The organism is Sphingobium yanoikuyae, from assembly GCF_034424525.1.
Lineage (GTDB): Bacteria > Pseudomonadota > Alphaproteobacteria > Sphingomonadales > Sphingomonadaceae > Sphingobium > Sphingobium yanoikuyae.
In genome coordinates, this window is record NZ_CP139979.1 from 4,678,398 (window position 1) to 4,698,272 (window position 19,875).

Sequence of the window (19,875 nt, forward strand, 5' to 3'; positions counted from 1 at the left end):
TACTGCCCTGAGGGGCGGAATTTCGGTGAGCTAGCGTTGATCATGGTTCAATGATGCAATTGCGAATCGCATATCGAACAAGGTCTGCCACATTTCGTAAGTCGAGGCGTTTCATCGCTTCCAGGCGATGTGCCTCCACGGTTTTGACGCTCATGCCCAAAACTTCAGCGATTTCCGTGTTTCGCCGCCCTTCAGCGATCTGCTGAACAATCTGACGCTGTCGTGGGGTAAGCCGCCGCAGCGGGATTACGCTTTCGTCCAGCACGCGCTCGACCAGGAACTCGCTCGCTTCTCCTGAAAAGAAGGGTTCGCCTTTGAGGGCATGGTCCATCGCCTGCTGCCAAACCGACGGCCCTTCAATTTTTGAGAAATACGCTTTGCAGCCTGCACTCAGGGCGCTGGCAATTGTGGTTTTGCTACGCTGCAGAGTGAACATCGCGATGTAGATGGAGGGAGTAACCTGTCTCAATTGCGTTGCGTAGTGCAGCTCATTCTTCAAAGGGGGAGGGCAATCAAGAATAGCGATGTCGGGGGCGTAATCGCGCGCCATAGCAACACCATGTACGCAATCTACTCCTTCTTCGACAACTTCGAAGCGGGAATCTTTCCGCAGAAGCCGGCACAGGACGTTTCGCATCTCTATGCTATCGTCGATCACCAATATCTTAGCGCGGTCAATCATCGTGACGAACTCTCCCAGGCGGGCCCAATCGATTGCCCTCGAACGGCCGCCATGCTCTGGATGGTAAATTCGCTTTAGACTCGCTGCAATCTCCTAAAATCACAGCGGACTGAGCATTTTTCTTCCCTGCTCTCCGTCCTTGATACTGAAGCTAAGATTGAAATCGGCGTCTACCGCCGACCCAAATTATACCTTCAGAGACAGAGTTCGGCTCCTCAGGCGCAGATCTTCCGTTTTTCCAGCGGCTCGCGACCAACTTCCCTCAGGTCGAGCGCTCATTTCTAGCGTGATGGTCCCTTGGATAGGGTAATGCGTACCGTGATCAAGTCGCCTTCGGCCAGCTTTTCTGCTTTTCTCACGCTCGCCTTGATGGGTAGCATGTAGCCTTGGCGGGCCTTGCTCGGAAAAACCGATGTGCGCCAACAAGTTTTGCTGATGGCAGCCTCTACATAGACTGATCCCCAAGCCGCTGAGTGACCAGACGATGCTACACGGATGGCTTCCGCGACGTAGCCGTCGATCGTCAGAAATGACGGCTGGCCATCCTTGCCTTCCCCGCGCCACAACCAGATAGGACCGGCATGCTCTCAAACTGTTTCGTCGGGTGAGACGTCTCCGCCCAGTTCCTCGCGCAGGAAGCGGATCAGCTCAGGGTCTGTTGGGCCATCGTTCGTTTGCGCCACTCGATCATTGGCTGTGCGCTCGTTTGATGCAACCCGATCTTGCGCTATCGTTTCGTCTAAACCAGTAGGCACTATCGGCGCGCTCCTCGCGCGACTGGACGACTTCGAGGTCGGCGCCAACGTGCGGGTCACCCTCCAGCGGGGGCAAGCTACGCGCGAGGTCAAGATCGCGCTTCAGCCGGACGAGCAGCTGCCACCAGACGCGCGCTATCGGAAATCCTCCCGCGATTCGCAGGTGCCGTGACGTTTCATGCGTTTCGAGAAAGGGTCAGGCATCGATCGGCTGGAGGACTTCTCCCGTTTCATCGATCAGGAATGAGCCATCGGTGCGGCGCGTGACGGCAAGACCACTATCCAGGATGAAATCGATTTCCTCGCCCCTTTCCATCTGGACGATAGTGTGTCGCCGGCCACTCTCGCCAGCTGCAGGCAGCCGTTTCGTTACGCGCCAGTGCATCGCCAGGTTCCTTGGCCTGTCCCATAGATTGTTGCTGACAGAGAAAGGAGCCCCGGCGGCTGGCTCGAGGCTCCCCTGTCCATCCTCGCGAGCTTCCGCGAACGGGGCGGACGACCATGGAACGCAGATGGGCGCCATCGGGTTTCCGGCAAAAGCTCGCTGCCGGTAAGCGGCGGGCACTTGCGCGGATCGTCCGCATCGGACTCTCGCTCAAGCGGCTTCGCGCTCTTCCGCGTGACCCGAGCAGGCCGCCATCTGGTCCTTGACCGCCAGCTTCAGTTTCTTGAGCCGGCCGATCAGGAAATGGCGCGGATGGAGACGCTTCTCCTCTTCGCGGATTTCGGCTTCGAGACGCGCATGTTCGCGCTCGAGGTAGCGCAGATAGTGGTCGTTCATCGTCGAGTTCCTCATGTTCGATGATGGGGCCCGGCCGCAGCCGGGCCCTTCGTCTGTCAGTACTCCATTTCCGGCATCGTGGCCCTGGCGCCCTTGTCATCCTTGGGCGCTTCGGCGACGAGCGCCTCGGTCGTGATCAGCAGCGAGGCCACCGAAGCTGCGTCTTGGAGCGCGGTGCGGACCACCTTGGCGGGATCGATCACGCCGGAGCCAACCAGATCTTCATATTGGCCGGTGGCGGCGTTAAAGCCCCAGTTGTAGTCTTCGCTCTCCAGAAGTTTGCCGACGATGAATGCACCATCCTCGCCGGCGTTGTCAGCAATCTGCCGTGCCGGCGCGCGCAGCGCCCGGCGGACAATGTCGATACCTGACTGCTGGTCGTCGTTCGCGGCCTTGATGCCCTCGAGCGCCTTGAGCGCGCGCAGGAGCGCAATGCCGCCGCCCGGCAGGATGCCCTCCTCGACCGCGGCGCGGGTGGCGTGGAGCGCGTCGTCGACGCGGTCCTTCTTCTCCTTGACCTCGACCTCGGTTGCGCCGCCGACGCGGATCACCGCGACGCCGCCGGCGAGCTTGGCCACGCGCTCCTGAAGCTTCTCGCGGTCGTAGTCGCTGGTCGTTGTCTCGATCTGCGCCCTGATCTGCGTGACGCGAGCGTCGATGTCCGAACGCGCGCCGGCGCCATCGACGACGGTGGTGTTGTCCTTATCGATGATGACCTTCTTGGCGCGGCCGAGCATGGCGATCGTGACGTTCTCGAGCTTGGTGCCGAGTTCCTCGCTGACGACGTTGCCGGCCGTGAGTACCGCGATGTCTTCCAGCATCGCCTTGCGGCGATCGCCGAAGCCCGGCGCCTTGACCGCCGCGACCTTGAGGCCGCCGCGCAGCTTGTTGACGACGAGCGTCGCCAGCGCTTCGCCCTCGACATCCTCGGCGATGATCAGAAGCGGCCGGCCCGACTGCACCACCTGCTCGAGCAGCGGGATCAGCGCCTGGAGGTTCGACAGCTTCTTCTCGTGGATAAGGATGTAGGGATCCTCAAGCTCGACCTTGAGCTTCTCGGCGTTGGTTACGAAATAGGGCGAGAGATAGCCGCGGTCGAACTGCATGCCCTCGACGGTCTCGAGCTCGGTCGCAAGGCTCTTGGCTTCCTCGACGGTGATCACGCCCTCGTTGCCGACCTTCTCCATCGCCTCGGCGAGAATGCGGCCGACTTCCTCGTCGCCGTTCGCGGAGATGGTCGCGACCTGGGCGATCTCGCTATTGGCGCGGACCTTGCGCGCATGGGCTTCAAGGTCCTTGACCACGGCGCCGACGGCGAGGTCGATGCCGCGCTTGAGGTCCATCGGGTTCATACCTGCCGAGACAGCCTTGGAACCCTCGCGCACGATCGCCTGGGCGAGCACGGTCGCGGTGGTGGTGCCGTCGCCGGCCTTGTCGTTCTGCTTCGACGCGACCTCGCGCAGCATCTGCGCGCCCATGTTCTCGAACTTGTCCTTGAGTTCGATCTCCTTGGCGACGGTAACGCCGTCCTTCGTGATGCGCGGCGCGCCAAACGACTTCTCGATGACCACGTTGCGGCCCTTCGGACCCAGGGTCACCTTCACTGCGTTGGCAAGCGTATCCACGCCGCGCAGCATGCGATCACGCGCGTCCGACGCAAACTTCACTTCCTTGGCAGCCATTGCCTCGTCTCCTTTCTTCGAATTCATTCCTGGGTGTTGAGGGGACAGGCCAGCCTCACGCCGCCTGCTTGAGCTCTGCCTTGGGCTCGATCACGCCGAGGATATCGTTCTCCTTCATGATGAGCAGATCCTCGCCATCGATCTTGACCTCGGTCCCCGACCATTTGCCGAAAAGGACGCGGTCGCCGGCCTGGACTGATAGCTCGACGAGCTTTCCGGCTTCGTCGCGCGCTCCCGGACCAACGGTGACGACTTCGCCTTCCTGCGGCTTTTCCTTGGCGGTGTCGGGGATGATGATGCCGCCCGAGGTCATCTCCTCGGCTTCGATGCGGCGGACGACCACACGGTCGTGCAAGGGGCGGAAATGCATGCATAACCTCCAGATGCAAAACTGAGATGTGATAGGCCCGGCGTTCATTCGAACGTCAGGTGACGCGGAATTAGGAAAGCTCATTTTTTGCGTCAAGATGGTGCGCGAAAATTTTTGGCACTCGCAGGCATCGAGTGCCAGGTGCCGACTTATCGAGTTGTTGTTGGGTCAATTTCCCTCTTGACGCGAATCGCCGGCGTTCCAAAATTTGCCGAGTGGGCGCTGCGCCCGCAGATGAGAAAGGAGCGACACCAAAGGAAGGAGGCAGAGCCATGTCGCAGCCATTTTCCCGCTATCTTCATCCCTTCGACGTTGCGCACAATCCGAGCCTGGAGCCCGAAGTGAAGCGCGCCATTCTGGCATCCTGGGCGTCCGACCGTTCCGCGGTGCGCGACCATCCCGGCCTGCGCAAGCCGCCCGGCGCCAGGCGCGCGGTGCCGATCGATGACATCCTTGCCGCCATGCATGCGATCGACAAGCCCGCGGAAGGTCCCCGCGCTTCGCCATGAGCCGCCGGGATTTTATCGTGCAGCTAAAGGGCCATCGGCTGACGACGGCACAAATCCACTACTACCGTCCCGATGCGCCCTCGCTGCTGCAGTTGTTCGTTTGGCAGGAGTACGATCTCGCGCCCGACTTTCCAAGGCTGTTCGCGTTTCTCGAGCATTGGCGACGCGAGATCGAGGCCCCGCTCCACTCGATGTGCATTTCCCATGAGGGGATGATCCGCCCTACCGAGTGGCGCGCGGTCGATGGCGTCATCGATATCCGGTGACGCGCAGTCTGCTCAAGGGGTGGCGCAAGCCGAAGCCGGACGACGTGCCGGTACGCCTGCCCTTCAGCCACATCATGGAATTCGCGATGGCGCTCCTGTCGATCTCGCCGCACGAGCTGCGAGCGCTGGGCTTGACCTTCGCCCATCGCAAGAGACTTCTCGATCACATGCTGGCTTGTGGCCGTGCAGCCGAAGGCATCGAGCCGAACAAACTGACCACCAAGCAGATCGAGCTGCGCTTGCCGAAGGGGGACCTTGCCCGCTTGCGCATTTCGCGGTGCGCGAACTGCCCAAGGCGGCGAGCAACGCGGCGGTTATCGACCGGGTGCTCACCGCCCTCGACGAGGCATGGCATCGACACGAGCGTCCATCGCACGCTGCATGCTCTGGCGAGCAGTCCTCGCCCACCTGAAGTGCGCCTCTACCTATGCAGATTTGCGATCAACCTCCTCATTGGCGGCCATGCTGGCGCAAGGGAAATTGCCGCAGCACAGAGCATGCGGGCCGGTGGGCCAGCAGCAAAGCACGGGCCCCAAGGCATCGGGGATAGCAAGACGGATTTGGCCTAGCGACGGCTCCGTCCGGCATTCGAAGTCAAGACCCTGCCTTTGGCAATATCGCTCGGCCGAGGCGCGGTCAGGAAAGCGCAGCTCGATCGTCGCGAGGGGATCGCCTCCGCCGGTCCAACCCGTCAGCGGGTCGGCAACCGGGCCCCAGCGCGGCGCAAACCTGACCCGCCATCGATTTTGGCGGCGTCGGCCGCCACTTGTCGCTAAGGCCAGCGGCTCGATGATCGCCTGAGCACCGAGCGGGAACGAGGTCGCACCCGCCAGGGCAACCGCCTGGTTGTCGTTAGCCGAAGGCCCGGACTCGAAAGTCCGGGCCCTGCCGTCAGCGGGCGCAGCCATTGACGGGAACCCGGCGGATGTGCTGCTCCGCCGCCTCTGTCCTCGGCAGCGTGACCGTCAGCACGCCGTTTTTGAAGGTGGCTGCGACCTTGTCGCGTTCGATGCCCCTAGGCAGGCCGATGCGGCGCTCGAAGCGGCCATAGCTGCGCTCCGAGTAGCCGCGATCCTTGTCCTCGACTTCGGACTTCTTTTCGCCACGCAAGGTCAAGGCGCCGTCCTCGACGAAGATCTCCACGTCCTTCTCGTCGAGGCCCGGCAGTTCCGCCGTTACCCGAATCTCCTTGTCGGTCTCGCCCAGCTCAAGGTGCGGCCATCCTGACATGCGGTCGAAGCCGGCGAAGGCGGGCATGCCGAAGTTGCGAAAGACATCGTCGAAGAGACGGTTCACGTCGCGGTGAAGCAACTGAAGCGGATGGGTTTCCCTTTCCCGCTCGGCGCTGACCGGAACGGGCAGCCGGTTTTCCTGCCGGCTCCAGGGAATGAGATCACGAATAGCCATGATGACATCTCCTTTTCTGGCTGGATGAAAGGCTGAACCTGCCGGACGCCGCGTGCGGGGGGTATCGGAAGGCGGCGCCGGCAGGCCGATGGGCGCGGGATCAGGCCGGCTCGGCCGCCTTTTCCTTCACTTCGCCCAGTCGCTTGTCGTTGGAAGCGGCGCCGAAGATCTCGATGCGGCGCGGCTTCATCGCCTCGGGCACGACACGAGTCAGCTCGATCGACAGGAGGCCGTGCTCGAAGTTCGCATTCCCGACCTCGATGAAATCGGCAAGCTGGAAGCGCCGCTCGAACGCCCGGGCCGCGATACCGCGATGCAGGTATTCGCCCTTGTCGGCGTCATCGGCACGCTTGCCGGTGACCGAGAGCAGGTTCTGGTGCGCGACGATCTCGATATCCTCGGGCTTGAAGCCGGCGACCGCGATGGTGACGCGGAAATTGTCGTCGTCGATCCTCTGGATGTCGAAGGGCGGATAGCCATCTTCCTCCCGCGCACCCGCTTCGAGCAGGTTGAACAAACGATCGAAGCCGACCGTCGAACGGCGATAGGGCGTAAAGTCAAAGTTCGGTCTCATCTCCAAATCCTCCAAATGAAGCAATTCGGGCATGAGATGCGCCAGTAACCAAGAGCCGGCGCTCTCATGTGTCCAACCGGACCCGGTTTGGCGTCCGGTACCGGTGAGCTAATTTTGGTCGCGCGGCTTTCAAGATAGTGCGGCCAAAAAATTTTTGCGGCGCGCGCAGATTTGCTCAGGCGCTGTGCTCAGCCGGGGAACCGAACGCCAGCAAGACCAATTTACCGGGCGATTTCAATCCAAATAGAGGTAATGTGTTCTCATGAGGTACCGACTGCTGCGCGATGACGACCGCTCGGTGGCGACGACGAGCGAGGATCTCGAGGGCGAACTGGCCGCGACGACGTGGGCTCGCGCATGGCTCGAAGACCATGCCGATCACGATCGCTACCGGCTCGAGCCTATGGGCGGTTCGCGGCCCATGCTGATGATTCGAACGGTCGCCGGACATGGTACGCTATTCCGATTGCTGCAGAGACGGAACGCACCTGAGCTTGCCGAACGACGCGCAAATTTCGCGTCAGGACGCGGGACCACCCTCTTCGTAGATCGGGCCGAGCGCTAGCCAGCGTCCGCTGCGCGAGCGCTCGATTGGTGTGCCGCACCAGTCGCACAGCGCCGAAAGGTCGCCGCCCCGCTTGCGCCGGCTGACCGAGATTATCGGCGGCCGGTGCCGTCCGATGAGACAGAACAGCAACCGCGCGTCGATCATGCTGGCATTGCCTCGTCATGCCGCGATCTCGCTTGATGCCATTACCGATCACTGCCGCTTTCCTGTCGCCCAATAAAGATGGCAGGGCGGGATGTTCCTCCATTCGTAGCTTTCGCGCAGGCTCGCGAAATGACGCCTCAGCAGCGGACGGATGGCGGTGCGCATCTGGTAGGCCGCCAGCGTGCCGCACGGCGACATGGCCCGCACCGTCTCGCGCATGATCGCCTCGGCGTCGCCCGGCTCGAGCGTCGAGAAGGGCAAGCCCGTTAAAATACAGTCGGCCTCGCCCAGTCCATGCTCGGCAAGGTGGCGATTGACGTCCTGCGCCGTTCCTTGAACGACGATGAGCCGGCGATCGTCGCAGCGCTGCCGCAAAGTTTTGACGAATCTTTCGCCGGTCTCAATCGCCAGAAGAACGGCATCGCGCCGCATGCGCTCCAGCGCTTCGAAGGTAAAACGCCCCGTGCCCGGACCATATTCGACCAGAATGCTGATGCGCTGCCAGTCGAGCGGGGCGAGCATGCGGCGAACCATGCGCGCGCTCGCCGGGACGGCCGAGCCGACCATGCCGGGATTGCGCACAAACTCCGAGACTGCCACCCAAGCTGAATCCTGCGCCATCGCTCTCTCCTTGCAACCGTGACAACGATACTCGCGGCCAGTGGTTCGCGGGGAGGAAGCAGTACCTCGAACTGCGCCGGTGGCGATGATGGTCGTGCTCATCCTGTTCGGCGATTCGCTGGTCCATGGCCTCCTCTCGCCGCTCGGCTCGGCCTAATGGGCGGCGGCCATTGCTATCATCATAATCGAGCGATTGCCCGCCGGGCTGATCGGCATGACCGCTTTCAGGGCGGCGCGGCACGAGAAGTCGATGCTGACCTTTTTCGGCCTCCTAGTGTCGGATCGTTTTACTATATAGCTTATGGGGTCGACGACGGTCCGTTTGCCGGTTGCCACCGGCTGCGAACCCCTGCGGATTGTCGGCCCCTTGTCATCCTGCCGGCCAAACGATCGATGAATATCGGGTTCTGACAAGAGCTGTCCTCCGATCCATCGCTTGCGAACGGCAGCAAAGTCCCAGTCTCGGCCATAACCGGACCGACAGCTCGTAGGCGCGACACTTTTCCAATTGAACGGCATGCATGGGCGCGTTGCCGCCTTTCAGCATGAGGCTTCTACAGGTTAGTGAATGGCCGCTTTGCTGGTTCGGTTTCTCCGAAGCCGAAATTCGGGAAAGTCCCATTTGCCGTCATCACAGCCGGCGTTGCCATCAATTGATATCCTAAATCAATTTGTCGAGCGTGATCGGCAAATCACGCACGCGTTTCCCAGTCGCATTGTAGATCGCGTTGGCGACCGCCGCCCCCGTACCGGTGATGCCAATTTCGCCGACGCCGCGCGCGCCCATGGGTGTGTGGGGATCGGGTATGTCGGTCCAGATGACATCGATTTCGGGAACGTCCATATGCACGGGCATATGATATTCAGCGAGGCTGGGGTTCATGATCCGTCCGCTCCGCTCGTCGAACTGTGCTTCTTCCATCAGCGCGAGGCCCAGGCCCATGATGATGCCCCCCCTGAACTGACTCGCCGCCGTCTTGGGATTGAGGATGCGGCCGCAGTCGAACGATCCCAGGAAGCGAGATATGCACGGTTCACCCGTAATCATGTTGACCCGCACTTCGCAGAACATGGCGCCGTGGCTGTGCATCGACCAGTGCATGGTCTCGAGCGGCATGGGCGGCTCGGCTTCGATGACGACGGCGTCGCGCTGGGCGCGCGAGAGGATCGACGTGTAGCTTTCATACCGCGATGGATCGTCCAGGCTGGCTAGGCCGCCATCCCGACTTCCCACCTCTGCCTGTTTCAGCCCAGCCAAAGGCGAGTCATTTCCTGCCAGAGCCAGCAGTTGCGCAACCAGCTTATTGTAGGCCGCAATCACCGAGGCGCCGATCGATGCAGTCTGCTGCGATCCGCCTGCAAGGACCAGCCCAGGCAAGGTTGAGTCGCCATAGTTGAATTGGACGTGTGACATCGGCAGGCCCAGTCGTTCAGCTGCCACCTGTGTCTGCGCCGTAGCCGTACCCATGCCCATTTCGTGCGCGGCGATGTCGATCGTCGCATGGCCGGCGCGAGACAGGGTGATGCGGGCTGCGCCGCCGGGCATCCGGTAATAGGGATAGGTAGCGGTGGCGCATCCCATGCCGATCAGCCATTCGCCTTCCTGGTGCATGCGCGGCAGAGGGTTGCGTGCGCTCCACCCGAAGCGCTCGGCCCCGTCGCGCCATGCCTGATCAATATGCCGCGCTGAAAAGGGCAGACCGGATATCGGGTCCTTCTCCGGCTCGTTGCGCAAGCGGAGCTCGATGGGATCGATACCGAGCTTCTCGGCCAGTTCGTCCATCGCGCATTCAAGCGCGAAGGTGCCCACCGCTTCGCCCGGCGCGCGCATGAATGTGTTACTGGTCATGTCGATCTCGACATGCTGGACGTCCAGCAGGATATTCTCCGCGGCGTATGCGCTGCGCGTCGGGAGGATGAATGGTTCGGGCATGACATTGTGCGATGTCTTGGCCGTCACACCGCGATGGATGAGTGCGGTGAGCTTGCCCTCGGCGGTCGCGCCCAGAGCAACCTGCTGCTCGGTCGGCGAACGACCACCAACCGTGCGGTAGACACCTTCTCGGGTCAGCATCAATCGGACAGGTCGCTCGACAAGCTTCGCGGCTGCGGCCGCAATGATCTGATGCTGCCACAGCGTCTTACTGCCGAAACCGCCGCCGACATAAGGCGATGTGATGACGACCTTGTCCGCGGGTAGATCTAACACCTGCCCCAGCGTCCAGGCCGAATGCGCGACAGCCTGCTGCGCGTCATGGATGCGGAGTGTGTCGCCCTCCCACGAAAGCGTGACGGCATGAAGTTCGATAGGATTATGATTGTGGCGCGGCGTCGAATAGGCCGCGTCGATCTTGACGGCGGCCTTTTCGAACGCTGCCTGCGCATCGCCCACCTCGTCATGCAGCGGCTGGCCCATGAACTGCGATTGGGTGGTACCCCTGGCGATCGCCGCGTGGAAGTCGGTCTCCGCCGGCTCGGCCGCATAGGCCACATCGATCAGGCCAGCGGCATGGTCCGCTTGCTCCTGCGTGTCAGCAAGTATGATGGCGATAGGCTGACCGTTCCAGTAGATCTTCTCATCCTGTAGGACGGGAATGCTGTCGCCCGCAGCGGCCTTGGGATCACTCATGAACAGGGGGGCAGGCTTTAGTCTTGGCGCGTTACGATAGGTCATCACGAGCAGGACGCCGGGCGCGCTCTCAGCCCTTTCGACATTGAGCGAGGTGATGCGGCCTTTCGCGATCCTGCTGTAGACGATGGCGGCATAGACCATGTTTTCCAGAGGAAACTCCGCCGCAAAAGGAGCAGCCCCCGTCACCTTGAGTGGCCCGTCGATGCGCGAGACGGGCTTGCCGACATGACCATGCTGGTGACGGATGAGCGGATCGGGTTCGCCTCCCGGCATCCAACTATCTGGCGCGAGCGCCACTACCTTCGCCATCGCGCCCTGCATCAGGCCTTGCGCCAACGCCTTGCCGCTATCGATCAGGCTCATGCCATGTCCTCCATCAACTGCGTGAGTACAGCGACCATCGTCCGCTGCGCGAGCGCGACCTTGAAGCCATTGTCCCGGAGCGGCCGGGCATGGGACAGTTCTTCCGAGGCTGCCTTGATGAAGGCATCCACCGTTGCAGGTGATCCACGCAAAAGCGCTTCCGCTCTGGCTGCACGCCACGGCTTATGGGCAACGCCGCCGAGCGCCAGCCGGACGTCCCGCACATGCCCCTGTTCCACATCGAGGACGGCCGCGACGGACACCAGCGCGAACGCATAGCTCGCCCGATCACGGACCTTGCGGTAGGTTGAGCGCGCAGTGGATGGCACGGCTGGCAGTTCGATTGCGGTGATGAGTTCGCCCTGCTGCAGATTGGTGTCGATATCGGGTCGCTCGCCGGGCAAGCGATGAATGTCAGCGAACGCAATCCTTCTTTCGCCGTCGGGTCCTCGCACATGCACAGCGGCGTCTAGCGCAGCCAAGGCCACGCACATGTCCGATGGATGGGTGGCGATACAATGATCGGACGCGCCAAGAATCGCATGATTTCTGGTGAAGCCGCCAATCGCATCGCAGCCGCTTCCTGGGATGCGCTTGTTACATTGCGTGCCATCCTGGTCGTAGAAATAGAGGCACCGGGTGCGCTGCAGGATGTTGCCGGCGACGGTCGCCATATTGCGGATCTGCGCGCTGGCTCCGGCGACGATCGCGCGGGAAAGAAGGGGATATCGTTCGCGGATGGCGCGATGTTCGGCCACCGCAGTGTTGCGCGCCGCAGCGCCGATCAGCATGCCGCCATCGGATTGCTCGACTATGCCCGTGTCGAGACCTGTCACATCGATCAAGGTCGATGGACGCTCGATATTTTCCCGCATGAGATCGACGAGGTTTGTTCCTCCGCCAAGATAGCGGACACCGTTACCGGCCTGTCGCAGCGCCTCGTCGGCGTTGGCGGCGCGATGATAGGTAAAGGGGATCATTCGGTGACCTCCGCAAACGTCTCGAGGATCGCATCGACGATGCCATTATGCGCGCCGCAGCGGCACAGGTTGCCGCTCATCCGCTCACGAACCTCGTCGCGCGTCATCCCTATGCTGTCGGTGTCGAGCGCGTGCGTTACGTGACTGGGAACGCCGCGTTGCAGTTCGGCGGCCATCCCGACTGCAGAGCATATCTGTCCCGGCGTGCAATAGCCGCATTGGAAACCGTCATGCTCGACAAAGGCCTGCTGAAGCGGGTGCAGATTGTCGGCCGTTCCCAAGCCTTCGATCGTGATGATCTCCTGCCCCTCATATTGAACGGCGAGCGCGAGACAGGAGAGGATCCGCTCCCCATTTGCCAGCACGGTGCAGGCGCCACATGCTCCTTGATTGCAGCCTTTCTTCGATCCGGTGAAGCCCTGATTCTCCCGCAGAAAGTCGAGGAGGGAAACACGAGGGTCTCCAGGACACTCGGCCAAGGCGCCATTTACAAGGATGCTCATCCATCACACCCCATAGTCGGGTGCGTAAACGATGTAGAAATGCGCGGATCGAGGTTTCGGGCCCATCGACAGCATTTTCCAGATGCGATTGCCGATCGGGCTCTCATCAATCAGTCTGGAAACTACCGCCCGCATAAGCGATGATCGACATGGTGGTGCCACCTTTCTGGAAGCAGAAATGCGCGGTGGCACGTCAGGAATTCAGGGCGATAGTTGACAGACCGACCAGCGGGATAGGTTCAGACCTTTGTGTCCGACTTGCCTAAGCTCGAGAGCCGTAGCCTTCCAAATGGATCCAGAATCGAATTGCTGGATCATGCGTGGAGACGCGCTAATGGTGCGTCCATGCGCAAACTCATTCTACCTCTAATCCTTCTCTCGATCACCTCGCCGGCTTTTGCCTGGGGGCCCATCGGCCACCGCGTCACCGGTGCCATTGCCGACCGGAACCTGAGCGGCGTGGCCCGCGCCAATGTCCAGCTTCTCCTGGGGGACGAAGATCTGGCACAGGCGGCGACCTGGCCGGACGACATGAAATCCGACCCCGCCGATTTCTGGCAGAAGCAGGCCAGCCCATGGCATTATGTGACCGTGCGCGAGGGCGACGCCTATACGAGCGCCGACGCGCCGCCCGAAGGCGACGCGATGAGCGCGCTTGCCCGCTTCACCGCGACGCTGCGTGATCCTGCGGCCTCAATGGACGACAAGCGCCTGGCCCTGCGCTTTGTCGTCCATATTATCGGCGACCTGCATCAGCCACTTCATGCCGGCGGCGGCAACGACCGGGGTGGCAATGACATGAAGGTGAGCTGGTTCGGTCGCTCGACCAATCTCCATTCGGTCTGGGACAGTGCGATGATCGAACAGCGATCGCTCTCCTATTCCGAACTCGCCGACTGGCTGGCGCGCGCGATCACGCCGCAGCAGATCATCGCCTGGAATGTTCGCGATCCAGGCACCTGGATCCGCGAGAGCATCGCGCTGCGCAAGACGATCTATCCCACCGATACCAGCCTGTCCTGGGACTATGCCTATCAGCACCGGGTCGAGCTTGATGATCGGCTCAAGCGCGGTGGTATCCGCATCGCCGCCTATCTCAACTGGGTGTTCGAGAATCCGCAGGACCAGAACCCGTCCCAGGCTCAAACTCCCCGCAAGCCCGCAAGGCACAAATGACATGCCACTCGGCACGCGGCACGAACTGATCGGCATCCTGCTTGGCGGCGATCCCTATACCGTGCTGCGTGTCGCTGATGGCGGGGAATGGCGGCTCGATTGCCCCAGATCCTGCCGGCATCTTATTGGCCAGAAGGTCCGGGTCGTGGGAACGAGATCCGATTTCGACATGCTCGATGTCGAGCGGATCGAACCCGCCTGAGCCGTATGGGCGGCCCGCCGCCATTCAGCGAAAATCCCGTGTCTTGACCTTGATGCCCTCTGTCGGCTGGCCCGGAATGATGCCCGAGCCAAGGCGCAGATCGGGATCGTAAAGATCGCGGGCCCCGCGCCCGAGCGGCCTGTTCGCCGCATCGCGGGGATCGGGAGCCATGGCGCTTCTGACGATATCGGCGCGGCTGACCTGATAGATGCTGGCGACATCCGCCCGCTGGCCGACGCTGGCGAGGAGAGGCGAGAGATCGTCGAGCCGCTGGGCGATGAGATGGATGACCTCGCCCTCCTTCTGGACCTGACCGCGCACGCCCATCATCGAGGCGCCCAGCACCACGCGGCGATGCTTCTCGAAGAGATTGGGCCAGACGACGAGATTGGCGACATCGGTCTCATCCTCGAGCGTGATGAACATGGTGCCTTTGGCGGAGCCCGGCTTCTGGCGCAGGAGAACGAGACCGGCGAGATTGACCCAGCGCCCGTCGCGAATGTCCCTGAGCGCGGCGCAGGTCACCATCTTCCGGCGCGCCAGTTCGTCGCGCAGAAAGGCGAGCGGATGGGCGCGCAGCGAAAGTCCGATCGCGCGATAATCCTCCACCACCTCTTCGCCTTCGCCCATCTGCGGGAGCGCCACCTCCGGCTCGATCGCTTCGGGGCGAAGCTTGCCCGCCCTTGCGTCAGCGGCGGCAAAGAGCGGCAAGGCTTCTTCGCCAAGACCCTTCACCTCCCAGAGGCCGGCGCGGCGCGAGAGCGCCAGCGAACCAAAGCCACCGGCATGGCCGATCCGGTCTAGCGCGCGGCCGCTGACGCCGGCGCGGCGCTGGATTTCCTCGACACTGGCATAGGGTTCGTTGCCACGGGCCAGGACGATCGCGGCGCCATCTGCATTTTTGAGCTCGCGCGCATAACGCAGCCCGATCCTTAACGCATGATAGCGGCCTTGGGTCGGCTCGAGCGTGCAGTCCCAGCGGCTGTGATTGACGTCGATGGGGCGGACCTCGACCCCATGCTGGCGCGCGTCGCGGACGATCTGGGCGGGCGCATAAAAGCCCATGGGCTGGGCGTTGAGGAGCGCTGCGCAGAAGACGTCGGGATGATGGCATTTCATCCAGGAAGAGGCATAGGCGATGAGCGCGAAGGATGCGGCGTGGCTTTCGGGAAAGCCGTAGGAGCCAAAGCCCTCGATCTGCTTGAAGGTCTGTTCGGCAAAGTCGCGCTGATAGCCGCGCGCGATCATGCCGTTGATGAGCTTGTCGCGGAAATGGGAGACCCCGCCGGTCAGCTTGAAGGTCGCCATCGCCCGGCGCAGCAGATCGGCCTCCGACGGCGTGAAGCCCGCGCATTCGATCGCGACGCGCATCGCCTGTTCCTGGAAAAGGGGCACGCCCAGGGTCTTTTCCAGCACCCGGCGCAGTTCTTCGGTCGGATAGCTGATCGCTTCCTTTCCCTCGCGGCGACGCAGGTATGGATGGACCATGTCGCCCTGGATCGGGCCCGGGCGCACAATCGCCACCTCGACCACCAGGTCATAGAATTTGGTGGGCTTGATCCGCGGCAGCATCGCCATCTGCGCCCGGCTCTCGATCTGGAAGACGCCCAGCGTATCGGCCTTGCGGATCATCGCAAAGGTTTCCGGATCATCATGGGGAATGGAGGCCAGGTCCATGACGATCCCCTTGTCATCCTCGAGGAGAGCAAAGGCGCGGCGCATGCAGCCCAGCATGCCTAGACCCAGCACATCGACCTTCATGAAGCCGAGCGCATCGATATCATCCTTGTCCCATTCGATGATCTGGCGATCGGCCATGGCGGCGGGCTCGATCGGCACCAGTTCGTCGAGACGCTCAAGCGTCAGCACGAAGCCGCCGGGATGCTGGGACGTGTGCCGCGGCGTATTGATGAGGGTGCGGGCGAGCTCGAGCGTCAGCGCCAGGCGCTTGTCGCTCGTGTCGAGATTTAGCTCCTGCGCATGTTTCGCCTCGACGCCGTCGCGGGCCCAGCCCCAGACCTGACTTGAAAGGCCCGACAGCATGTCTTCGCTGAGCCCCAGCGCTTTGCCGACCTCGCGCACGGCGCCGCGCGCGCGAAAGCGGGAGATGACGGCGGTCAGCGCCGAACGTTCGCGGCCATAGGTTTCATAAATCCACTGGATCACTTCCTCACGCCGCTCATGCTCGAAATCGACGTCGATATCGGGCGGCTCGCGCCGCTCGGCCGAGACGAAGCGCTCGAAGAGCAGTTCGGATTTGACCGGATCGATCGAGGTGATGCCGAGCACAAAGCAGACCGCCGAATTGGCGGCGCTGCCGCGCCCCTGGCAGAGAATATCCTTCGAGCGTGCAAACTGGACGATCGAATGGACGGTGAGGAAATAGGGCGCATAGGCCAGATCACCGATCAGCCGAAGCTCATGGGAAAGCTGCTCGCGGACATTGTCGGGCACCCCATGAGGATAGCGGCCCGGCGCCTTGGTCCAGGTGAGGCGCTCGAGTTCCTGCTGCGGGGTAAGGCCGCTTTCTCCGATCTCGTCGGGATAGGTGTAGGTGAGCTGACCAAGGTCGAAGTGGCAGGCCCGCGCAATCTCGACGCTGCGGCGGAGCGGCGTCAGGTCGCCCAGATAGCGGGTGAAGAGCCGCTCCATTTCCGCGATGGATTTGAGATGCCGGTCGGCAAAACGCTCGCGGCGCTGGCCCAGCGTATCGACCGTGCATTTCTCGCGGATGCAGCTCACCACATCCTGCAGCAGCCGCCGCTCGGGCGCATGGTAGAGAATGTCGCCGGTGGCGACGGTCTGGACCCCGGCGCGCGCGGCGAGGCGGGCAAGGTCGCGCAGTCGGGTGGCATCGCGCGGCCGGCGCCGGATCGAGAGGGCGAGATAGGCGTGGGGACCGAAGATCGAGCCAAGCCGGTCGAGCGCCTCCTCGCACGCCGCATCGGCGCGATCGGGCACCAGGATGCCGATCACCCCTTCCACCCAGTCCGCCACGTCCGACCAGTCGAGATGGCAGCTGCCCTTGCCGCCACGGGCCTTGCCGATGCTCAAAAGTCGGCAAAGCCGTGAATAGGCCTCCCGGTCCGTGGGATAGACGAGCAGGGACGTGCCGCAGACAAGGTCCAGGCGGCAGCCGATGATCGCCCGGCAGCCGGTAACCTTCTGCGCGTCCCAGGCTCGCACGGCGCCGGCCAGACTGTTGCGATCGGTGATGCCAAGGGCTGGCAGGCCGAGCAGTGCAGCGGCCGAGAACAGCTCTTCGGGGCTGGAAGCGCCACGCAGGAAGGAGAAATGGGTGGTGACCTGCAGCTCGACATAGCGGGCGCCCTCAAGCTCGTCTGCGAGATCATGCTCGGCCATCATGCAAAGGCCCCGTGGATGAACCAGCGCATCGGTCCGGTGGACGCCTGTTCGCCATCGCCCATGCGGAACAGCCAGTAGCGCGCGCCGCTTGACGTCTCGACCTGGAAATAATCGCGCACGGCATAGGGTGTGTCTGCCTCATGGCCGCCCTCTCGCCACCATTCGCCATGCAGGCGCTCTGGCCCATCGGCCTGGGCGATCCGATGGCGCCGCCCCCGCCAGACGAACATGGCAGGCGGATGATCGGGCAGCATCGCCATCACATCGACCGGCTCTGGCGGGACCAGCATGCGGGCAGGCCGGGGAAGATCATCGGCCCAGCCAGCGCCGCCGGCCGATGACAGCGGCGCAACATGTCCGACTTCGCGTTCGGGCATGCTGCTCGCGCGCGGCGCCGAGCGATAGAGGCTGCGCGCGCCAAAGCGATTGGCGAGCGCATCGACGATCGCGGTGAGATCCGGCCCGCGATCCTCGCCAGCCAGAACGCTCCCGACCTGCGCGGCCGCCATGGGCTGGGTGAGCGACGCGACCAGCGCCATCGCCTCGATCCCCATGCCCGGATCAATCGTCTCGATCTTCTGGGAGAGCAGCTTTGCCAAATGACGCACATCGCGCGAGGGGGAAGCAGTCCCGACCCGCACGGCCAGTCGGGCGCCATCGACCCGCTCGAAATGAAGGTCGAGCCGGCGCGCGCCTGTCCCCGCGCGCAGCAGGAGGCGGGCAAGATCGGTGCAGAGGTCCGCGATGACCTGGGCGATGGCATCGGCGGTACCGATCGGCTCGAGCAGGCTGCGCCGCACGCGCGGCAAGCTGGCGCGGTAGATCGGATCGATGGGTTCGGGCACCTGGCCCAGGGCCTGGTCGAGCCGTTTGTAGAGCTGCCGGCCGAACCGCTTGGCGAGGGGCGCACGCGGCGCGGCGATCAGCTGCTCGATGCGCTCGAACCCCATGCGGCGCAGTTCGCTCGCGGCGCCCGGCTCGATGCGCAGCGCCGACACCGGCATGATCGAGAGCGCGGCGCGCGTGGCGCCGGGCTCGATGATGTTCGGCCGTCCTGATGGCACAAACCGTGCCACCGCATGGGCGCAACCGGGCGTGTCGGCGACCGCGACCTGGCAGGCGAGGCCCGAGCCACTGACCCGGCGCATCATGTCCTTGAGGAGTGGCACTTCACCCTCGAAAAGATGGGCGCAGCCGGTAATATCGATCCACAGGCCATCAGATGGATCGGGCGCGACGATCGGAGAATAGCGCTTTCCTGCCCACAGAGCGAGCCGGCGCAGGCCCTCAAGATCGCCCTCGGGATCGGCATCCACGACGTCCAGGTCCGGCGCCAGCGACCGGGCGCGCGTTACCGTCATGCCGACGGCTATGCCAAGCCGGCGCGCCTCCTCGTCCACGGCCGCGATCAGGCGGCGGCCATGGTCGGCATGGGCGGTGACGAGGGGCGGTGCGCCGCCTTCAGGCGGCCTGCCGGCTTTGCGACGGATACGATCCGTCGACCAGCGCGGCAGGAACAGCGAGACAACCCGTCTCATCGCTTCCCTCTACGGTCCAGATTTGGGGTTCGGTGCCGCGCGCGCGCTCAAGCGCCAGCGACCAGCGCGGACGCGCGAGACCGGGAAAGCCCAGCGCCGGGCTGGGCACGGCCCGCACCCGCCAGCGGGTCAGCGCGGCGCTGCCCTCGGCCTGGCTTTCCGGGGGCATGGCGCGGCGAAAAACCATGGCCAGCACGCCCGATTGTTCGGCTGCCAGCTGCAGCCGGCGCGAAGCGGTCAGCGACATTTTCCGCAGTTCCCCGACGACACCACCAAGGCCGGGGTGACGCAGGCATTCCTCCATCGCGATGAGGACATTGGTGTCATTGCCCGCTTCCACAAAGATGACCCGATCGGGGTGGAGCCCGGCGAGATGCAGGGCCGGCGAAAACAGGTCGCGCCAGTGGAGGCACCAGATGATCTGGCCCCGCGACCGCGCGAGAATGCCGGCCAGGAAGATGGTGGCGGCCGCATCATCGGCGAGATCGGGACTTCCCGCCACCTCATGGAGAGCGCCGGTCGCGATACCGCCACCCGGCAGATGATGGTCGATGGCGTCGATACCGAAGGGCAGCACCGGGTGCCGACCGCCCACAGCTTCGACCTGCGCGATGCGCGCGCGCAGTTCGTCGAGGATGGCGGTTCTGGACATGGGCGGTAGGGACTCGAAAATATGTTCCATATTTGTTCGCTCCAATCTGCCACTGGAGTCAACGGCATTTCGTTCTTCATATGTTCTATGTTAGGAAGATGGCT

At 63.1% G+C, this 19,875-nt stretch carries 21 protein-coding genes and 1 pseudogene; 5 read left to right on the forward strand and 17 right to left on the reverse strand.

What is annotated here, in order from left to right:
• Nucleotides 1-40: 40 nt before the first annotated feature.
• The 6 genes from U0025_RS21710 to groES form a co-directional block, all read right to left on the reverse strand.
• Nucleotides 41-682, reverse strand: a complete 642-nt coding sequence (locus U0025_RS21710) for a LuxR C-terminal-related transcriptional regulator (protein WP_004209656.1) — start codon at nucleotides 680-682, stop codon at nucleotides 41-43.
• A gap of 281 nt (nucleotides 683-963) precedes the next feature.
• Nucleotides 964-1,248 (reverse strand): DUF1905 domain-containing protein, encoded by a 285-nt coding sequence (locus tag U0025_RS21715; protein ID WP_234415665.1) that lies wholly within the window; start codon nucleotides 1,246-1,248, stop codon nucleotides 964-966.
• Nucleotides 1,249-1,633: 385 nt separating this feature from the next.
• Complete coding sequence (locus U0025_RS21720) at nucleotides 1,634-1,822, reverse strand: hypothetical protein (RefSeq protein ID WP_004209657.1); 189 nt, start codon at nucleotides 1,820-1,822, stop codon at nucleotides 1,634-1,636.
• A gap of 210 nt (nucleotides 1,823-2,032) precedes the next feature.
• On the reverse strand, nucleotides 2,033-2,218 hold the full coding sequence (locus U0025_RS21725) for a YdcH family protein (RefSeq protein WP_004209658.1): 186 nt from the start codon (nucleotides 2,216-2,218) through the stop codon (nucleotides 2,033-2,035).
• A gap of 56 nt (nucleotides 2,219-2,274) precedes the next feature.
• Complete coding sequence (gene groL / locus U0025_RS21730; protein WP_004209659.1) at nucleotides 2,275-3,900, reverse strand: chaperonin GroEL; 1,626 nt, start codon at nucleotides 3,898-3,900, stop codon at nucleotides 2,275-2,277.
• A 55-nt stretch (nucleotides 3,901-3,955) separates the two neighbouring features.
• Complete coding sequence (gene groES, locus U0025_RS21735) at nucleotides 3,956-4,270, reverse strand: co-chaperone GroES (RefSeq protein WP_004209660.1); 315 nt, start codon at nucleotides 4,268-4,270, stop codon at nucleotides 3,956-3,958.
• A gap of 272 nt (nucleotides 4,271-4,542) precedes the next feature.
• Between groES and U0025_RS21740 the strand changes: the two genes are divergently transcribed.
• From U0025_RS21740 to U0025_RS21750, 3 genes are read left to right on the forward strand one after another with little or no spacing between them, the layout of a single operon-like run.
• Nucleotides 4,543-4,779: a hypothetical protein gene (locus U0025_RS21740; RefSeq protein WP_004209661.1), complete on the forward strand. Its 237-nt coding sequence runs from the start codon at nucleotides 4,543-4,545 to the stop codon at nucleotides 4,777-4,779.
• On the forward strand, nucleotides 4,776-5,045 hold the full coding sequence (locus tag U0025_RS21745) for an usg protein (RefSeq protein WP_004209662.1): 270 nt from the start codon (nucleotides 4,776-4,778) through the stop codon (nucleotides 5,043-5,045). Before U0025_RS21740 ends, U0025_RS21745 begins: the two co-directional genes overlap by 4 nt.
• Nucleotides 5,042-5,614, forward strand: coding sequence for a hypothetical protein (locus tag U0025_RS21750; RefSeq protein WP_037490812.1), 573 nt, complete (start codon nucleotides 5,042-5,044; stop codon nucleotides 5,612-5,614). Before U0025_RS21745 ends, U0025_RS21750 begins: the two co-directional genes overlap by 4 nt.
• A gap of 18 nt (nucleotides 5,615-5,632) precedes the next feature.
• Here U0025_RS21750 and U0025_RS21755 read toward each other — a convergent pair.
• The 8 genes and pseudogenes from U0025_RS21755 to U0025_RS21790 all read right to left on the reverse strand — a co-directional run.
• Nucleotides 5,633-5,953, reverse strand: a pseudogene (locus tag U0025_RS21755) (NADH dehydrogenase ubiquinone Fe-S protein 4); the annotation flags it as partial.
• Entirely contained in the window at nucleotides 5,937-6,452 is a 516-nt protein-coding gene (locus tag U0025_RS21760; RefSeq protein WP_004209663.1) for an Hsp20/alpha crystallin family protein, read from the reverse strand. The gene U0025_RS21760 and the pseudogene U0025_RS21755, both read right to left, overlap by 17 nt.
• 100 nt (nucleotides 6,453-6,552) lie before the next feature.
• A complete protein-coding gene (locus tag U0025_RS21765) occupies nucleotides 6,553-7,026 on the reverse strand; it encodes an Hsp20 family protein (protein WP_004209664.1) in 474 nt (157 codons plus the stop codon).
• A gap of 520 nt (nucleotides 7,027-7,546) precedes the next feature.
• The gene (locus tag U0025_RS21770) at nucleotides 7,547-7,738 is read right to left on the reverse strand and encodes a hypothetical protein (protein WP_004209666.1); all 192 of its coding nucleotides are present in this window, start codon (nucleotides 7,736-7,738) and stop codon (nucleotides 7,547-7,549) included.
• Between the two features lie 48 nt (nucleotides 7,739-7,786).
• Nucleotides 7,787-8,359 (reverse strand): class I SAM-dependent methyltransferase, encoded by a 573-nt coding sequence (locus tag U0025_RS21775; protein WP_004209667.1) that lies wholly within the window; start codon nucleotides 8,357-8,359, stop codon nucleotides 7,787-7,789.
• 661 nt (nucleotides 8,360-9,020) lie between these two features.
• A complete protein-coding gene (locus tag U0025_RS21780; protein WP_004209669.1) occupies nucleotides 9,021-11,354 on the reverse strand; it encodes a xanthine dehydrogenase family protein molybdopterin-binding subunit in 2,334 nt (777 codons plus the stop codon).
• Nucleotides 11,351-12,334, reverse strand: coding sequence for an FAD binding domain-containing protein (locus U0025_RS21785; RefSeq protein WP_004209670.1), 984 nt, complete (start codon nucleotides 12,332-12,334; stop codon nucleotides 11,351-11,353). The genes U0025_RS21780 and U0025_RS21785 overlap by 4 nt, the downstream gene beginning before the upstream one ends.
• The gene (locus U0025_RS21790) at nucleotides 12,331-12,837 is read right to left on the reverse strand and encodes a 2Fe-2S iron-sulfur cluster-binding protein (RefSeq protein ID WP_004209671.1); all 507 of its coding nucleotides are present in this window, start codon (nucleotides 12,835-12,837) and stop codon (nucleotides 12,331-12,333) included. Before U0025_RS21790 ends, U0025_RS21785 begins: the two co-directional genes overlap by 4 nt.
• A gap of 345 nt (nucleotides 12,838-13,182) precedes the next feature.
• Here U0025_RS21790 and U0025_RS21795 point away from each other — a divergent pair, with 345 nt between their 5' ends.
• Entirely contained in the window at nucleotides 13,183-14,013 is an 831-nt protein-coding gene (locus U0025_RS21795; RefSeq protein ID WP_004209673.1) for a S1/P1 nuclease, read from the forward strand.
• Between the two features lies 1 nt (nucleotide 14,014).
• Nucleotides 14,015-14,215 carry a DUF5818 domain-containing protein gene (locus tag U0025_RS21800; protein ID WP_004209675.1) on the forward strand — a complete coding sequence of 67 codons (201 nt, stop codon included), beginning with the start codon at nucleotides 14,015-14,017 and terminating at the stop codon, nucleotides 14,213-14,215.
• Nucleotides 14,216-14,239: 24 nt separating this feature from the next.
• On the opposite strand, the gene U0025_RS21805 is transcribed toward U0025_RS21800, so the two are convergent.
• Genes U0025_RS21805 through U0025_RS21815 form a run of 3 tightly spaced genes read right to left on the reverse strand, consistent with a single transcriptional unit; the run spans nucleotide 14,240 to nucleotide 19,771 of the window.
• Nucleotides 14,240-17,581 (reverse strand): error-prone DNA polymerase, encoded by a 3,342-nt coding sequence (locus tag U0025_RS21805; RefSeq protein ID WP_004209676.1) that lies wholly within the window; start codon nucleotides 17,579-17,581, stop codon nucleotides 14,240-14,242.
• Entirely contained in the window at nucleotides 17,578-19,119 is a 1,542-nt protein-coding gene (locus tag U0025_RS21810) for a DUF6504 family protein (RefSeq protein WP_080604483.1), read from the reverse strand. The genes U0025_RS21805 and U0025_RS21810 overlap by 4 nt, the downstream gene beginning before the upstream one ends.
• A complete protein-coding gene (locus tag U0025_RS21815; protein ID WP_037490814.1) occupies nucleotides 19,043-19,771 on the reverse strand; it encodes an ImuA family protein in 729 nt (242 codons plus the stop codon). Before U0025_RS21815 ends, U0025_RS21810 begins: the two co-directional genes overlap by 77 nt.
• Between the last annotated feature and the right edge of the window lie 104 nt (nucleotides 19,772-19,875).

Bases quoted from the DNA above. Each gene is read 5' to 3' on its own strand.
- U0025_RS21710 (WP_004209656.1), bottom strand. From the start codon at position 682: ATGATTGACCGCGCTAAGATATTGGTGATCGACGATAGCATAGAGATG.
- U0025_RS21720 (WP_004209657.1), bottom strand. From the start codon at position 1,822: ATGCACTGGCGCGTAACGAAACGGCTGCCTGCAGCTGGCGAGAGTGGC.
- U0025_RS21725 (WP_004209658.1), bottom strand. From the start codon at position 2,218: ATGAACGACCACTATCTGCGCTACCTCGAGCGCGAACATGCGCGTCTC.
- groL (WP_004209659.1), bottom strand. From the start codon at position 3,900: ATGGCTGCCAAGGAAGTGAAGTTTGCGTCGGACGCGCGTGATCGCATG.
- groES (WP_004209660.1), bottom strand. From the start codon at position 4,270: ATGCATTTCCGCCCCTTGCACGACCGTGTGGTCGTCCGCCGCATCGAA.
- U0025_RS21740 (WP_004209661.1), top strand. From the start codon at position 4,543: ATGTCGCAGCCATTTTCCCGCTATCTTCATCCCTTCGACGTTGCGCAC.
- U0025_RS21745 (WP_004209662.1), top strand. From the start codon at position 4,776: ATGAGCCGCCGGGATTTTATCGTGCAGCTAAAGGGCCATCGGCTGACG.
- U0025_RS21760 (WP_004209663.1), bottom strand. From the start codon at position 6,452: ATGGCTATTCGTGATCTCATTCCCTGGAGCCGGCAGGAAAACCGGCTG.
- U0025_RS21765 (WP_004209664.1), bottom strand. From the start codon at position 7,026: ATGAGACCGAACTTTGACTTTACGCCCTATCGCCGTTCGACGGTCGGC.
- U0025_RS21770 (WP_004209666.1), bottom strand. From the start codon at position 7,738: ATGATCGACGCGCGGTTGCTGTTCTGTCTCATCGGACGGCACCGGCCG.
- U0025_RS21775 (WP_004209667.1), bottom strand. From the start codon at position 8,359: ATGGCGCAGGATTCAGCTTGGGTGGCAGTCTCGGAGTTTGTGCGCAAT.
- U0025_RS21780 (WP_004209669.1), bottom strand. From the start codon at position 11,354: ATGAGCCTGATCGATAGCGGCAAGGCGTTGGCGCAAGGCCTGATGCAG.
- U0025_RS21785 (WP_004209670.1), bottom strand. From the start codon at position 12,334: ATGATCCCCTTTACCTATCATCGCGCCGCCAACGCCGACGAGGCGCTG.
- U0025_RS21790 (WP_004209671.1), bottom strand. From the start codon at position 12,837: ATGAGCATCCTTGTAAATGGCGCCTTGGCCGAGTGTCCTGGAGACCCT.
- U0025_RS21795 (WP_004209673.1), top strand. From the start codon at position 13,183: ATGCGCAAACTCATTCTACCTCTAATCCTTCTCTCGATCACCTCGCCG.
- U0025_RS21800 (WP_004209675.1), top strand. From the start codon at position 14,015: ATGCCACTCGGCACGCGGCACGAACTGATCGGCATCCTGCTTGGCGGC.
- U0025_RS21805 (WP_004209676.1), bottom strand. From the start codon at position 17,581: ATGATGGCCGAGCATGATCTCGCAGACGAGCTTGAGGGCGCCCGCTAT.
- U0025_RS21810 (WP_080604483.1), bottom strand. From the start codon at position 19,119: ATGAGACGGGTTGTCTCGCTGTTCCTGCCGCGCTGGTCGACGGATCGT.
- U0025_RS21815 (WP_037490814.1), bottom strand. From the start codon at position 19,771: ATGTCCAGAACCGCCATCCTCGACGAACTGCGCGCGCGCATCGCGCAG.